Source organism: uncultured Maribacter sp. (assembly GCF_947500985.1).
Classification (GTDB): domain Bacteria; phylum Bacteroidota; class Bacteroidia; order Flavobacteriales; family Flavobacteriaceae; genus Maribacter.
In genome coordinates, this window is record NZ_CANMTX010000002.1 from 169,354 (window position 1) to 188,291 (window position 18,938).

Annotated in this window: 1 protein-coding gene; it reads left to right on the forward strand. The window is 37.2% G+C overall.

Translation table 11 applies throughout. The features are described 5' to 3' along the window. Positions 1–979 precede the first annotated feature (979 nt). Positions 980–18,937, forward strand: a complete 17,958-nt coding sequence (locus Q0871_RS04335) for a T9SS type B sorting domain-containing protein (RefSeq protein WP_299318330.1) — start codon at positions 980–982, stop codon at positions 18,935–18,937. Position 18,938: the final 1 nt, after the last annotated feature.

The following is an 18,938-nucleotide window of genomic DNA, read 5'->3' on the forward strand; positions in this document are numbered from 1 at the left end:
TAAGAGCATCGCATTTCGAATTGTGTACTACAATTGAAAGAGATACTGCAATCGATTTTTTAATCAATTGTTTCTGTTTAAATTTTTATAAAATAATGGGTTGTTATTATCTGTGCATTAGAAAGTCTCTATGCACTACGTACTCGTTCGTCGAGCTCGTCTTTTTAAAAAGACTTAGATAATATGTAGAATTAGTATAGCAGATTTTAAAGATAGCCATTCTTAATTAATACTTGGCTTACTACAATAGATAATTGGCGGGGCTAAGGATTAAAGAAGTTTGTTTAACTCACTTTTTAGCCTCTTTTAGGGATTATGAATTAGATACCCAATAAAGTGCTTCAAATTAATAATTGTTCTGTAGAGCGACTAATTCGCGCCTGAACCAAGTACATTTTAATGGACTGGATTTCGAATTAATTTTTGTAAAATCAATATATCAACTATTTAAAAAGCATTCATTTTGTGTGCATTATTATAAAACTTAATCATCTTTATTAATACAATTATTCTTATTTCTACTTCTTTTATATATCCACCTTAAGAATGTGTCGTAGTAAATTTGAGGTGTTTTTTAAGAAAGAATTGACTTCAAAATTCTCATTTTTTAATAGTATTATCTCAATTTTTTTCCCGCTTAAAATCGAATTTCCCCTATCAAAAACTGGGTCCTTCTAATATAATAATTGCCACTTTAGAATTCAAAAACCGGTAGGTTTTTCTAGAGTTTTCACAACTAATTTTTGCCTAATTATTAAAATATTAAAGTTACGCTAGTACGTACTTAATCGTTGAAATACACTCTTTTCTTAAAATCACAAACCCAATCTATTTGATGTTTCACAACAGAAATGCTCGTTACCACAACAATTAATTCTTAACCCAACTAGTATGGATAATATTTGTTAATGGAGAATTCCCCGGTTGAACGATGCGAAATGGATATCGAATGAATGGAAGGCTTCAACAAATTTACAAAATGACCAGACTTACTCAATTTTTAGATTTTACCAAACACATTTCTCTTATGGGAAAACATTACTCAAAATGTTTATTTTTCATTTTATTCTTGGCACTAGGTTTACAAACTGCCGTTTCTCAAGTTAAAAATGATTTCGACGTTCGTTACGAAGCAGATATTCGAGGTGAACTTACTTTTATTGCCAACAATATTGTTAATAGACAGGTTGCTGAACGTACCGAGCGACAATGGGTTTTTAGAAATGGTAGATGGAGAAGAGAAAACGTTACTATACCAGCAGTTTCTCCTAACGAACCGCTTAACGATACAGGAAGTTCTTCTGATTTTAATGATAATTACGACATGCAATATATTGATGTCGATAGTGATAGTAGTACGTTTAGTTCAAGTAGTGCTAACTTAGAAATACCCGATGTTGATTGTTCTTTAGTGCGTTATGCAGGTTTGTATTGGTCAGCCGTATACGTAAATTCAGATAGAAGTAATATTGATGATATTAAGTTTCGAACGCCAGGTGGTGCATACCAAGATATCACGGCAGACGAGATAATTTTTGATGGTGATGGTGATGTAGATTTTGGTTATTACAGTCCCTATGCCGCATACAAAGATGTAACTTCTATTGTATCAGGATTGGCAAATCCTAATGGAGATTACTTTGTTGCAAACGTTAGGGCAAGTACAGGTAATAATATCTCAGGTGGTATTTCTGGAGGATGGAAAATGGTAATTGTTTATGAAAATCCAAACCTACCTGGAGACAAATTTATAACCACTTTTGATGGTTATGCAGGGGTTAAATCTGGAGAGAGTATTGATATTCCTGTAAACGGATTTACAACTTTACCGGCACCTTTTCCGGTTTATGCAAATATGGGAGTAGGTGCTTTAGAAGGTGATAACAGAATTACAGGAGATGCCTTGGCAATTAATGCCAATGGGTCTTTTACAACATTATCAAATGGAGAAAATCCAGATAATAATTTTTTTAACTCAAGTATTACTCAGTTTGATAATCAATATACAAATAGAAACCCAAATAGTATAAATACTTTAGGTTGGGATGTTGACCTCTTTGAAATACCTAATGGTGGTGCTAGTAACACTATAATTCCTAATGGAGCTAATAGTGCCATTTTAAGAGCGAGTTCTTCACAAGATAAATATGATATTTTCTTTACTTCTTTTGATGTAGATATTATTGCTCCGAATATTGTTTTGGAGAAAAGAGTACAAACACCAGGTGGTGTAGATATTACAGGTCAAGGAGTAAACTTAGGTCAGACATTAGATTATGTTTTAACCTTCGAGAATATTGGTAATGACGATGGTGTAAATTATACTATTAGAGATGTGTTGCCAGTAAACGTTTCTCCACCAGATGGTAGAAGCTTTTTTAATGATACAGATTTTACATTTCCTGCTCAAATATGTACTGGCACACCAAGAACCTGTTACGAGATAACATATACATACGATCCAGCAACAAGAGAAATTGTTTTCAACATACCAGATGTTTATGTTGAAGATGAAGATGGCGAGTATTCTATAATTTTTAGAGTTCAGGTAGCCGAAAATTGTTTTGATTTCATTGATGCTTGTTCAGATTTAATTGAAAACTTAGCGTATAGTTCGTACAGGGGAGAAAATAACTCTGCACAGGTTACAGATGACCCGAGTGTTACTGATTTTAATACTTGTGGTTTTGTTATTCCTGGAGCGACAAACTTCCTTTTAGATGACCTTTCTGATTGTAACTTTGAGAGAACTATAGAACTTTGTGGTGCTAGCGCTATTTTAAATGCGGGCGACGGGTTTGATTCATATGTTTGGTATCGCGATACAAACAGTAATGGAGAAATCGATGCAACCGATATTGAAATCAATGATGGTGACCCAGATAATGATGCAAGCACCCAGGTTGTAACCCTTGTTGGACAGTATATAGTAGATAAAATAGTTGCTGACCCTTGTAAAGGATTTAAAGAGATTATTACTGTAGAACCATTTGGTTCTGGTAATTTACCCAACCCGGTTACAGAGTATTTTAATGAAGTAAATGGCGATACCGACCCAAGCAATGATATCCCTGGAGAGATTGTTTTTTGTAGTGATGATAGCTCTTTTTTACCAAAAATATTCTTGTGTGGTATTAACGATTCACAACCATTAGCAGTAAATATTGTTGATGCACAAAGCGTGTCTTGGGAACGTTTGGTTGAAGGTAGTTGTGGTGTCGATGTTGGTGAAGATTGTGCCAACAGAGCACTTACATGTACATGGACAGAAGTCGGTACAGGTAGTAACTATTTATTAAATGCACCAGGCGAATACAGGCTTTCCGTTATTTATCAAAATGGTTGTACAAGTCGATTTTTCTTTAAAGGATTTCAGAACAATTTAGATATAAAATTTAATAATAGAGATATTGTTTGTGATACCGATGGTAACATTACCATTACAAATCTTGGAAGTGGATATGGATATCAATTGGTAGATAACGATACCAATGCTACTATCGTTCCATTTAGTGCAAACAACGGACCTAGTTTTGATTTTGCTTCTGGTGAAAATGGTTCTTATAGAGTTGAGGTCACTCAACTTGATACAAACGGCGACCCTATACAAGATGCCTGTATCTTTACTACACCGGTAATTGGTATTAGAGAAAGAGCTATAACTTATGATGTAAGTGTAACTCCAGAAACGTGTTTCAATTTAGGTACTGTTACGCTACAGATTACTGATGCTGATCCACCATATGCTTTTGAACTTAGAAGAGATGATGGTACAAATAGCGGATTAGGAACTTTAATAGACAGCCAAAATGGTCATGCAGATAATAATTATTCTTTTACAGATGTAAGTGCTGGTGACTATATCGCTTATATTTCTACAGATGATGGTTGTTCTTATAGCGAAGAAGTTACTGTTTTAGATGAAAACGATTTAGAACTTACCGCTAGTGTAGATCAGCATATTACTTGTGAAGATGGTGTTATTTCAATGGATGCCGACGGTGGCAACCCAGATTACTCTTATGTTGTTTGGAGCTATGTAGATGAAGGTGGAACAACTGTTACTTCTTATGCAGATTTTGCTGATATTCCTGCAACGAACTTTCAAACAGAAACTACTTTTAATGTTTCTGGTGCTGGTGATTATATCTTTTTAGTATTAGATAGAACGGGTTGTTATGTAGAATCTAATACAGTTACGATTGAATATCACCCAACTGCAGATTTCGACCCAACAACGGTAACAGATGTGCTTTGTTTTGGCGAAACTACAGGTAGAATTCAGTATAATATTACAAATACTAATGGCTATACTTTAGATTTTGCATTATTCGACGACACTGATCAACCATTAGCAAACAATAGCACGGGTAGTTTTCCAAATTTAGCTGAGGGTGATTATAGCGTTACAATTACGCAAACAAGAGGTACTGCAACATGTATTTCTGAAGAAACATTTACCATTAATGCACCAACAGCTGCAATTAGTGGCGATGCTGTTTTGGTTCAAGATTATACCTGTTTACAAGAAGGTATTATAGAAGCTCAAAATGTGGCTGGTGGTACCGCACGGTATTCATATAGTATTGATGGAATTAACTTTATTCCCGATACAACAGCAAACGCAAACCGCTTTGAAAATCTTACAGATGGTACTTATACCATTACCATAAGAGATGCTAGCAACTGTACTTTTGTTACAAACCAAATAGTAATTGACAGACCAAATCCACCAACAGATTTAACTATTGTGGAGTCTCAAATTACATGTCCTACCGGAACATCTAACTTAACGTTAAACGCAATTAATGGTGCTGCACCATATGTATATACAATTACAACACCTTCTGCTCTTAGTCCAACAAGCACTTCAGGAAATGAGGCTGTTTTTGAAGGTTTGGCTCCTGACACTTATACTGTAAGAGTTACTGATGCCGATGGTTGCTTTTATGAAGAAAATTATACGATAAACGCGATTAATCCAATATCGGCTAGTGGGCAAACTACACAACCAATTAGTTGTTTTGGTGCTGCAGATGGCGTTATCCGTTTTAATGTAAATTTTCAATCAGGTCAAAACTTTACATACGCAATTACAGGTCCTACAGGAGTTGTTAGAACCGGGGGTACTGAAGCTTTAATTGATAATATCGACAATTTAGCGGTCGGTGTTTATACAATAGAAATTGTAGACACTGATACCAATTGTACATATACTGCTACTCACGAATTAGAAGGTCCGGCTTCGGCATTGACAATTTCTAGTTTAATAGAAACACAACCTAGTTGTACATCAGCAGGTAGTGTAAGTGTTCTTGTTACAGGCGGATGGGGAAGTTATGTTTATGAACTTAATAATCCTGATGCTACTGTATTTGGTTCTAATACTACAGGGGCTTTTAATGGATTATCACAATCAGGAACTTATAATGGTACAATTACCGATGCTAACAATTGTAGCATTCCTTTTACTTTCGATTTAGATCCGGCAACGGCACCAGTTTTAATGATTACACCAAATCAAGATTGTTTTGATGATGCTGTATTATTAACCTTGACGGCTAATGTTTCTTCTGGCGGCGATGGTACTTTTGAATATAGCTTAAATGGTGGTGCATTTAGCAGTACCAGTGTATTCCCTGGATTATCAGCAGGAACATATACTATTGATGTTAGAGATGGCAATAATTGTACAGGTACAGAAAGTATTACTGTAAATCCAGCTTTAACGGTAAATGCAAGCGCAAGTGATATTACTGCTTGTGGTACCGACACTGATATTACTATTGTTGGTGCTGGCGGAGATGGAAATTATGTCTACGCTGCAGTTGCTGATGGGGTTACACCAACCGCTGGTGATTTCGACGCAAGTAATACAGTAACGGTTACCGGCGCAGGTGATTATGATGTTTACATTAGAGATAATAGTGGAAATGCTAATTTCTGTGAATCTAATTTTGACATAACTATTGACCAAGATGATCCATTAGCATTGACTATTTCTAATACTGACATACTTTGTAGTGGTGAAAACCAAGCTACTTTGACGATAGTTGCTTCTGGTGGCGAGGCACCATATACATATAGTATTAATAATGGTGCAAATTATCAGACTCTGAATACATTTAACAATCTTGGTGCAGGTTCATACAATATTAGGGTTAGAGATGTAAATAATTGTGATGTTAGCCAGGCATATACTATTTCTGAGCCATTTACACTTTCTGCATCTGCTGCGGTTACACAATTAGTAGAGTGTAATCCAACAGATGGTGCTGAAGTTAGAGTAACAAATGCTCAAGGCGGCACTTCTCCATATACCTATAGTTTTGATGGTGGTAGTACGTATGGTACTAATGCAATAGGGTTTCTGTTAGCCGGTACGCATACTATTTATATTCAAGATGCTAATGATTGTACATTTCCGATGAGTGTTACAATCAATCAAGCACCAACTCCACCAAATGTAGTGTTGACTCCAGAAGTTGATTACTCATGTGACGGAACAGGGATTGTAACGATAACACCAGATAATCCAAATTTAGATTATACATATAATCTAAACGGAACTGTAAATACACCTGCAGATTCTAATGTTTTCACTAATGTACCTGTAGGTACTCATACAATAACTGTTGATTACATTAGTAGCACGCCTCCTGCAAGAAGTGAATTAATGCGTGAAGATTTCGGAACAGGACCAAATGTTTCTATTCCTCAAATTGACACAACGTATTATTGCTATGAATCTCAAGATGCATCATTAGGTACTTGTTCAGATACAAATTTAAATATTAACGATTTACAATATAGTGTTACAAGTAGAATTGTTGCTCCTTTTGGTACATGGGTAAGTCCAGTAGATAATTCAGGTAATCCAAATGGCAGATACTTAGCGGTAAATGTTGGTGATCCTGGGGTTAACACAATAGTATATAGCAAAACAAACATAGAGATTATACCTAATAGAGATGTTGAGGTAGATCTAGATGTTATTAACTTAGTTAGACAAGGATCAGGATTAATTAGACCAAATATTTTGGTAGAAATTGTTGACCCTTTAGGTAATATTATCGATAGTGGTACAACTGGTCTAATTGATGAAAATACAGGAGTTAATGATTGGAGAAATATCAACATTCCACCTTTAAATCCTGGTGCAAATAGCACAATTGACATTGTTATTAGAACTATAGCAACGGGAACAAATGGTAATGATGTGGCTATTGATAATATTAAAGCTTTTCAAAGTCCAGAACAATGTTCTCAAACTGTTTCCATAGATGTAACAGTTGATGCTGGTAATGCTTTCGAAGCAGCAGTGCTTTCTTCTAAAGATTTGGATTGTAATGCAGATAACTCTGGTTCGATAACTTTTGAGGTAGCTAATTATGGTGCAAGCGGATTCGAATACAGTTTAGATAATTTTACAAGTATTTTAGGTAGTACTACGGTATCACCACAAACTATATCTGGACTTGCAGCTGGCAGTTATAGAGTTTATGTTAGAGAAGCAGGTAGTACTTTACCAGGTTGTATAACATTTTTCGATGAAACTATTGAAGAACCAACATTGGTTGTTGCTGATGCAGATCTTACACAAGATTTTACATGTAACAATGGTGGTGCAGAAATTACGGGTAGTGCAACTGGTGGTACTCCAGGCTATACGTATCAATTAGAAGAAGATATTCTTGGTATTGTTACTGCGTACCAAACCAATACCATTTTTAACGGATTGCCTGCAGGTACGTATTATGTTCGTGCTAGAGATGCAAATGGTTGTATAGACGTAAGCGATACCCCAATTGTAGTTATAGCACCAGAAACACCAATTTTTACTTTACAGGAAACAACGTGTTACAGTGGTAGTAATGATGCAACTATTGTTGTAGAAGTTACTGCAGGAAATGGTGATTACCAATTTAGAATCAATGGTGGTTCTTATGTAACCCCAGCTCCAATAGATGCTACAACGTATACGTTCACGGGACTTTCAAATGGCACATATACTATAGAAGTTACAGATGCTTTTGGTTGTGATGCTGCGGCTCAAACCATAACTATCGAACAACAAGTAACGGTTAGCGCAAGTGCAAGTACAATAACTGCTTGTGGTACCGATAGTGAAATAAATATTACCGCTGCTGGTGGTGACGGTAATTATGTTTACGCGGTAGTTGCCGATGGTGCAACTCCTTCAGCTGGTGACTATGCAGCAACCAATCCGGTTACTGTTACGGGCGCTGGAGATTACGATGTTTATGTTTTAGACAATAATGGAGGCGTAGATGCGTGTCCTGCAATGTATGATATTAATATTGCTCAAGATGCTCCTGTAGCAGCAACACTAACTGTTGTTGATGTTACTTGTTTTGGTGGTAATAACGGTAGTATTTCTTTAGCACCAAGTGGTGGTGAAGCACCATATACTTATAGTGTTGATGGTGGAACTACTTTTGGTTCTGTTAGCTTATTCAATAATCTAACGGCTGGTACGTATGATGTTCGAGTTAGAGATGTAAACGATTGTGAAGTTACATTATCTGTTGATGTAGATGAGGTACCTGAAATAGTAGCAGAAAGTCTACAAACAGAAGATTATACATGTAATCAATTAGCAGAAATTACGGTTGGTAGCATAACACCTACAACGGGTGGTTCTGGTTCTTATCAATATAGCTTAAATGGTGGTACTTGGACAGCGGCAACTGCTGGCGGAACAGTATTCACTGGCTTGTCTGATGGTACATTTACCGTTCAAGTTAGAGATGCAAATAATATTGCATGTGTAATAAGCCTTCCAAATATCATTATTGCACCTTTACCAACAGCACCTTTATTAAGTAGTTCTGTTGATTACAGTTGTGATGGAACAGGAATAATTACAATACTTCCAAATGATGCATCGTATGCATACAGCATTGATGGTAATACGCCTCAAATTGGTAATAATGTATTTAACAATGTATTAGTTGGTCAACATACTGTTACTGTAGACTATGGTAGTGATTGTATAACGGATATTATTGTAGATGTTCAAGATGGTAATGCTTTTGAAGCTGCAATTTTATCTTATGAAGATTTAGATTGTAATGCAGATGGTTCTGGTACCATAACTTTTGAAGTTGAGAATTTTGGAGCAGGTGGTTATGAGTATAGCTATGATAGTGCTTTTGTAACTATTGAAGGTAGCGATACGGCTGCAACGCATCAAATAACAGGTTTAGCTGCCGGCACTTATACTATCTATGTTAGAGATGTTGACAACCCTATTACCGGTTGTACTGAAATGTTGACACAGACAATTAATGAACCTGCAGTTTTAGCGGTTTCTAATACACCGACACAACCTACATGTATAGATGATGGTGCTGTAGATATTACGGTTACAGGTGGTACTGCTGCATATTCTTATGTAATTCAATTACCAGATGCTTCGTTAACACCAGCACAAAACACAGGAATATTTACTGGTCTTGATCAAATAGGTTTACATACTATAACTGTTACCGATGCAAACGGATGTACAGATACGGATACTTTTACATTAACAGCACCTGTTGCTCCTGTGGCAAGTATTTTACCAAGTTCAGATGTGTGTTTTGATTCTTCTGTAGCTGGCTCTGCAACTATTGAAGTTGGTGCAACTGGTGGTGTGGCTCCTTATACCTACAGGTTAGGTACGGGTACATTTGTAACTGATAATACGTTTGCAAGTCTTACACCAGGTAGTTACACTTTTGAAATTAGAGATGCTAACGGTTGTACAGATACCGTAGTATTTGATATTGAACCTCAACTAACCGCAACACTTACGTTAAATAAGGACTTAGATTGTACGATATCACCAGAGGCAACTATGAACTTAGTAACCAATGGTGGTTATGCTCCTTACACATATGAATTAGATGTTAATGGTGGTGGCTATGCTGCTTTTACAGGAACATTCCCGTATTCAACTTCAATAGTTGGTACCTATAGATTTAGAGTAACAGATGACCAAGGTTGTACAGCTGTTTCTAATTTGGTTACGGTTACCGCAACGGTGAATCCTATTGCAACGGAAACAATTACCAATCCTACTTGTTTTGGTGACACTAACGGGATTGTTGAAATTAACGTTGATCCTAATTTTGGATCTTCGCCATATGAAATTAGTTTTGAAGGTAGTGCTTTTACAAGCCAAAGAGTATACACAGGTTTAGTTGCCGGCACATATAATTATATTGTTAGGGATTCTAAAGAATGTATTTATAATGGCAGTGCAACTGTTGTTGATCCTGTATTGTTTGATGCGAATGTTGTAGCTACAGATGTTAGTTGTGGTCCTTCTGGTGATATACCAGGTAGTATTGAAATTACGATTACAAGTGGTGGTGAGCCGAACTTTACATATACACTTTATGACAATTTAAATAATTTAGCTGCAACTACAAGTCCAAACCCTGTAGTGAATACCACGGCAACAGTCGTTGATTTTGATGGTTTGGCTTTCGGAGATTACTACGTTCGTGTTTTAGATGCCAATGGTTGTGAATATTATGAAAACCCGGTACGTGTGCTTTCTAGTCCATATTTATCGGTTGATCCTGTTTTATTGCCTGTTAGTTGTATTACGGGAGGAACAGCTGAACTTACCGCAAGTGGTGGTTCCGGTAATTATGACTTTACAATTTATGGTGCAGGTACTCCTCCAGATGCTGAGGCTGCAGGTGCCACTGCTGATGAGGAGGTAGCTACGTATAACGGACTTAACCCGGGTTCTAGTTATGTTTTTCAAGTGATTGATGCAACAACAGGATGTTCAAGTTTCGTTGAGGTAGATATTCCTAATCTTTCAACTATTGATGTAGTTCCAACACCAACCGTAACAGATGTCGCTTGTTTTGGTGATACAAATGGGTCAATTGCTTTTCAATTTGAGGGTTATGATACTTCAGTGACTACCATTAATTATGAATTAAGGGAAAGTATTAGCAATACACCTTTAGGTGGTACATATTCAGGTAGCGTTACAGGTCCAAACGGTCCTGGTCCAACAGCTACTGAAACAATTTCAAATATTCCTCCAGGAGACTATGTATTATTCTTCCAAGAAGCAGCCACTCCTGAGTGTACAAATACTTTTGAGTTCAGAATATTAGAGCCTAACCCTGTTACATTGACTTTGGCAGACCAAAATAATGGCTACTGTTCAGAAGATGCTAACGTGACTGTTATTGCAGGTGGTGGTAATGGTTCGTACACATATGCTTATGTACCAGATGGTGTTTCTCCGGTAGCTGGCGATTATGGTACTAATAATTATGCCGAATTAGATCCTTCTACAAATACAGAATGGGATATTTATGTAATGGATGGAAATGGTTGTTCTACAGCCTTACCATTGGATGTTACTATTGCAGATGATCCAACCCCAGCTATTTCTGGATTGGTTATTAACCAATGTACTGCTGATGAGGGAGATTTTATAATAGAAATTACGTTAGACGGAGAAGGGTCTCAACCATATACACTTAGTTTAAACAGCGGTTCATACCAGTCTTCAACGTTAACGACCGCAGGTACTACACATCAATTTACTGACCTTAGTTCTGGTAATTATACTGTTCAGGTTCGTGACTTTAACGGATGTGGAAACACAACAAACATTGAAATTTTTACTCCTGTTTCTATTTCTGCTGAGGTTGTTGCACAACCATCATGTGCAGAAGGTGACGGTGAAATCTTAATAAAAGGTTTTGGCGGCTCTACAAATTACGAATATGAATTATTTGAAGGTGGTGTAAGTGTTACCGGAACTCCAGAATCATTACCAAACTTTACAGGTTTGGATTCTGGTACCTACACTGCATTTGTATATGATACAACTTTGGGCGGATGTAGTGCTCAAACAACTATAGAACTTGAATTGGCTACACCGGTATTATTTACTACGGTGATGACAGATGTTACTTGTTTTGGTGATTCTGATGGTACTATTGTTGCAACGTTAGATGCATCAATGGATAACCCTGTTTATGAATATCAATTATATATAAGAACAGCTCCATCAACATTAACTCCGGTTGGTACATCACAAACAACAGGTACTTTTACAAATTTATCTTCTGAAGATTATGTGGTTGGTGTTACTTCTGGTCGTGGTTGTGAATTAGAAGTTGACAGTCCTGTTGGAACTCCTCTACAGATAACAAATGTAACTGCTGACGTTGTTGAATTTGGTTGTACCGTTGGTAACAATTCAAATAATGCAACGGTAACTGTAGATACGGCAGCAATAACAGGTGGTAGCAATACCTATGTTACGTATGAATTTATTGATAGTAGTTCTGCTGTTGTTCAATCGGGTACATCAAATGTGTTAACGGTTACAGACAGAACAGGCGAAACATATACAATTAATGTGTATGATGATAATGGTTGTTCAGGTAGCACAACAGCTACGGTATTACCTTATGATGAATTAATAGGAGCTACGGCAAATGTAACAACAACAGTTACTTGTGCGCCAGGTAGCGACGGAGTAATTACGGTTACGGCAACGTCTTCTGCTAGTGATGCTACTAAATATGAATATAGTATCGATAACGGTACAACTTATGTTCCTACCAATGTGTTCGGCGGATTATCTGCAGGTAACTATAACTTCTTAATAAGACATACAGATACGGATTGTATCATAACAGCTTCAGCTATTATTGAGGAACCAAATACATTTACAATCGATGTTGTTAAGACAAGTGATGTAATTTGTTTTGGAACGGATACTGGCGAAGTAACTTTTGAATTGGTCGATGCTACCTATAACACAGGATTCGATTGGGAAATTTTCCGTACCGATGATACTTCTGTCGTTAGTGGTTCAGAAGCCGCAAACGGTCCTACACCAATAATTAACTTAGGTGTTGGCGAATACTATGTTTCTATTTCACAAACAGACAATCCGTATTGTACCGATGTTGAATTTTTCAATATTGCAGGTCCTGATGCTGATATTACAGGAAATACGGTAGTAACAGATATTACATGTGTACCTGGAAATGATGGTTCAATAACGATTACTGACGTTGTCGGTGGTTGGAGCGGTTATACCTATTTTGTTGATACGGTAGCACCAACATTACCAACTGATTTCGTAGCGGATGCTGCTTTCACAGGATTAGGAGCGGGTACATACCAAGCTTGGGTTCGTGATGCTGAAGGTTGTGAGCGATTAATTCAAGATAATATTGTTTTGGATGTTCCAGAACTTATTGATGCCGATTTACTTGTTACTCAAGAGAACTGTACCAATTTACAGGGAGAAGTAACGGTAAGCAATGTTATTGGCGGACAAGGAAGTAACTATACATACCAATTGGTAATGGATGGCTCTAATTTCCGAGCACCACAAAACACGCTGGTTTTCTCTGGTCTAGGTGCTGGTGAATATGAAGTAATTGTTTCAGATCAATGGGGTTGTACATTTACTACAGACCCGGTGGAATTATACGAACAGTTAAGTGCTACTACTTCAGTAGATAAAGCAATTGACTGTACAAGTATACCAGGAGGTACAATTACGATTAATGTAACGGGTGGTTCTACAAACCTTGAGTTTATAATGACACCTCCAGCAGGTGCTGCAGTAACTCAGTTGAATGACCCAACATTTACAGGTTTGGTTGATGCTGGTACATATAGTTTCTTAGTAAGAGATTTAGATACTACAAATCCTGTTTGTGAGTACCCTGTAACACAAGAGTTAGCTCTTGCTATTCAGCCAGTATTTACAGATTCTCATATCGATATTACATGTTTTGGATCTAATGATGGTTCAATTACATTGACACAAGTGGAAAACGGAGTAAACCCGTTAACGTTTACCATATCTCCTGTAGCAGGAACATTTAACCCAAGCAACAATACGTTTGAGGGTTTACCTCCAAATACCTATGTTGTGACTGCAACAGGAACAAATGGCTGTAGTACTGTTTCTGGTAACATTGTAATAGATGAACCTGCATTAATTTCGAATATCAATACTTCGGTAGTTGAATTCGGTTGTACTGTAGGTAATAACCCTAACAACGCTACAATTACAGTTGACGAGGCTGCCATAACCGGCGGTAGCGGTAACTATGTAATCTATGAGTTTGTAGATAGTAGTTCTGCCGTTGTACAATCTGGTGCGTCTAACGTATTGATTGTTACAAATAGTGCAGGTGATACGTATACTATCAATGTATATGATGATAAAGGGTGTGCTGGTAGTACAACAGAAACAATACTTCCTTTTGATGAGATTACCGATGCAATTGCAGATGTAACCAATACGGTTACTTGTGCACCAGGTAATGACGGGGAGTTGACGATAACGGTAACTTCTACCTTAAGTGACGCTACTAAATTCGAGTATAGTATCGATAATGGTGTAAACTACCAATCAATGAACGTTTTCGGCGGATTATCTGCGGGATCGTATACGATTCTAACAAGACATTTAGATACAGGGTGTATCGTTTCTGCAACACAAACTATAGATGAACCAAATACGTTTACCATCGATATTGTAAAAACGAGTGATGTTATTTGTTTTGGAACCGATACAGGTGCTGTAAATTTTGAATTAGTTGATGCAACATACCCTGGCGGATTTACTTGGACTATTTATGATACTGAAGGCACATTAGCCAATACCGGCGATGATACAATTGTTATCTCTGGTACAGAAGCAACTACAAATGGTCCTACAGCTGACATTAGCTTAGAAGCTGGTAGTTACTATGTTTCCATAACACAAGATAATAATCCATTCTGTACAAATACAGAAGCATTCACTATAAACGGTCCTACAGCTGATATCAGTGGTGATACCGTTGTAACTGAAATTACCTGTAACCCAGGTGATGATGGTTCAATTACAATCATTGACGTAGTTGGTGGTTGGGGTGGCTATACATACTATGTAGGTGTGGGTGTTCCTGCAACTGTAGATTTCGTAGCAGGTGCTACTTTCGATTCGCTTACAGCTGGAACGTACCAAGCTTGGGCTCGTGACGCTGAAGGTTGTGAAAGATTAATTCAAGATAATATTGTTCTTGATGTTCCAGACCCAATAGCGGCAATATTAGAAGTAAACATAGAGAACTGCACAAACTTACAAGGAGAAATTGAAGTGAGTATGCCTACTGGCGGACAAGGAAGTAACTATACATACCAATTAAGATTAAATGGTACAGATTTCCGTGCACCACAAAACACGAGAGTATTCTCTGGTTTAGGGGCTGGTAGCTACGAAGTATTGATTACAGACCAATGGGGTTGTGACTTTACTACACTTGCTGAAGTTTTATACGAACAAATGGATGTTTCTACGATAGTAGATAAGTCTATTGATTGTTCATCAGTACCAGGAGGTGAGATTACGGTTAATGTAACTGGTGGTTCAACAAACCTTGAGTTTGTAATGACACCACCAACAGGTGCTGCTGTAACTCAGACGAATGATCCAATCTTTACAGGTTTAGTCATTGAGGGTACATATACTTTCTTAGTAAGAGATTTAGATACTACAAACCCTGTTTGTGAGAGAATAGTAACTCAGACCTTAGATGCGCCAGTAGACCCAGTGCTATTAGATGCAACTATCGTAAACGTAAGTTGTTTCGGAGGTTCAGATGGTAGTATTAGCGCTAATATTGATCCGGCTACAAATACAAACCCTGAGTATCAATATGAATTATATGATATTGCTGATTTGGTTATTCCGATTGCGACACAGACCAATCCGTTGTTTACAGGGTTGCCAGAAGGTGATTATCAAGTAAGAGTTATTTCTAGTAGAGGTTGTGAAGACATCAAGAATGAAACTATCACAGAACCATTAGAATTAACGGTTAGTGCAGTGGCAACAGCGTTTAACTGTTCGGCAGATAATAGTGTTAATACCGCAACGATAACGGCAACTGCTGGCGCAGGTACAGGTACCGCACCATATTTATACAGTATTGATAATGTTATTTTCCAAGCACAGAATACATTTAATGTTTCAGACACAGGAAGTGCACAAACTATAGATGTATATGTAAAAGATGCCAAAGGTTGTACTACGTTTGATACGGTTACAATTCAACCTATTAACACGTTCACAGCTTCTATTGCTCAAGATGTAGCTATTAATTGTGCTGTTGATGAAACAATAACAATCACCGTTACCGATAATGGCTTGGCACATAACTATGGTTATGAGTTGTTACCAATTGGTAATGCAACAGGTACATTGATCAGTACTACAGCAACTTCTGCAACGTACGATTTAAACACTGTTGGTTCTTATGTATTTAGAGTTACAGATTTAGATACGGGTTGTTATGTAAATACAGCTAGTTATACTGTTTCACCGTTCGATTTTATTACTGCAACAGCTACTCCGATATCTGCAGTTACATGTTTTGGAGATGCTAACGGTAGCTTAGAAATTGATATTGATGGCTATATGGGTAATTACACTTATGAAGTGTTCAATGCTGCAGGTACATCTGTAATTTCTGCTACAGCATCAGATACTAGTGTTAACCCAAGAACAATAACAGGATTATCTGGCGGTAGCTACTATGTTACCATTACAGAAACCGATATTCCGTTATGTTCGGAAGACACGAATATGGTGACTATTATATCTCCAGATATAGCGTTAAGCGGAACTGTTACTCCTTTGGCTGAAGCAACTTGTACTGATGACCAAGGTGTAATAAGAGTTGAGGTTGAAGGCGGATATAGGCTTTATGATATTGTATTAACAAACACGACAACTGGTGATGTGTTTACAATGGATGATGTTAATGAAGGAATATTTACTGACTTAGCTTCAGGCGCTTACACCATAAGTATTACCGATGATGCCGGATGTGTAGTAAACTATACAGAAACATTGGCAGCAGCGACACAAATAGTGGCAAATGCAACCCCGCTTGTAACAGACTTAGCATGTTACGGTGATACAGGAGCCGTAGTTACAGCAAATGTAACAGGTGGCGGTAGCGGTACGTATAGCTATCAGTTGAACTATTATGATGCAACTGGTACTACGATTACAACTACAACGGGAGCACAATCGAATCCTAATTTCAATGATTTAGGTGCAGGTTTCTATAGTATTACTGTAGTTGATGGATGGAACTGTGATACCACAACTAATATAGTTGAGGTTAGAGAGCCTACTGAAGTACAGGCTAGCTTAATTAGAACAGACGCATTAACTTGCGCAGAAGGCGCAGAATTTGAACTTACCGCGTCAGGTGGTAGTGGTACATATGAGTATAGTGTTGACAACATCAACTTCTTACCAATGACCAGCAACCCAATTGGTTTACCTGAAACTGGTGAGTATGGAGCAGGTAGATACCAATTCTATGTTCGTGATGCGGTAAATGGTTGTGAGTCTGCAATTTCGAATGCAATTACTGAAAGTGAGATACCGCCATTATTGTTATTTGTTGATGAAACTGCTGCAGTACTGAATTGTACTGGCGAAAGCACGGCAATTATTTATGCAACTGCTGATGGGGGATTAGGAAACTACCAATATGAATTGTTTACCGATAGTTCTTTAAGCGTAGCTTCTAGAATTGCTGGTCCACAATCTCAAGGCGTGTTTAGAGATTTAGGTGCAGGTACGTATTATGTAACTGTAATTAGTGATGATTGTGAAACAACACCAGAAACTGTTGTTATTGTTGAACCAACACCATTGACTTTCACAGAACATGTAATAGATATTACATGTTCTGGTGAAAATGATGGCGAGATTACGGTTACACTTTCAGGTGGAGCTGGTGGTTATCAATATGCGATTTCTCCGAACTTGAATCAATTTTATTCTGATGGTACATTTACCGAATTGACTCCAGGAGAGTATACAATCATTGCACAAGACCAAAATGGTTGTTTCGAATTCTTGACATATACTATTTCAGAGCCGTCAAGTTTAGAAGTAACTGCAGAGACAACACCAGAAATTTGTGTTGATAGTCAAGATGGTTCTATCATCCTTGAAATAACAGGTGGTACGGCACCATATAGCACGGCACTGAATTCTAATGACGATGTAGACTTTGTATTGAACAGAACAGAATTCTATGACATGGCTGCAGGTAATTACCTAATCGTAATTAAAGATGCCAATGGTTGTGATACTAACGTAGTAGTTGATATTGAAACAGGTGTAAACTTAAATGCTACCGTAGTACCAGTTTATGAATGTTCAAGTGATACACCAGACAATTTTGTGAATATCACTTTAGAAGATGATAGTGTAATCGGCGATGTGCTTTATGCGATAGATTCTATTGATCCAGCTGCTTTTCAGTTGAACCCTGATTTTAGAAACTCGGCAATAGGCAACCATTTTATTACCATTGCACACTCTAACGGTTGTTTACAAACAATTGACTTTGTAATAGAAGCATTTGAACCATTGACACTTGTTTTAGAGCAAAATAACATAAATGAAATAACTGCTGTTGTAGAAGGTGGTCGTGAAGGCTATACTTACTACTTCGATGGTTTTGACAATGGTGATAATAATATATTCTATGTTACAAGAACAGACACCTACGAAGTGCGTGTTGTTGATGAGAACGGATGTTCTACGATTGCTAACATATTTATGGAGTTCATAGACATTGAAGTTGATAATTTCTTTACACCTAATGGTGATGGGCAGAATGATTTATGGATACCTAGAAACATTGAACAATACCCTCAAATACTAATAAAAATATTTGATCGTTATGGTAGAGTGGTTTCCGAACAAGAAGTTGATTCTGAAGGTTGGGATGGAACATACTTAGACAACGAATTGCCAACCGGAGATTACTGGTATGTAATTAAACTGAACGGCGATCGTGATGAAAGAGAATTTGTTGGACACTTTACTTTATACCGTTAAA

Coding starts and splice junctions, on each gene's coding strand:
- Q0871_RS04335 (WP_299318330.1), top strand. CDS start 980: ATGACCAGACTTACTCAATTTTTAGATTTTACCAAACACATTTCTCTT.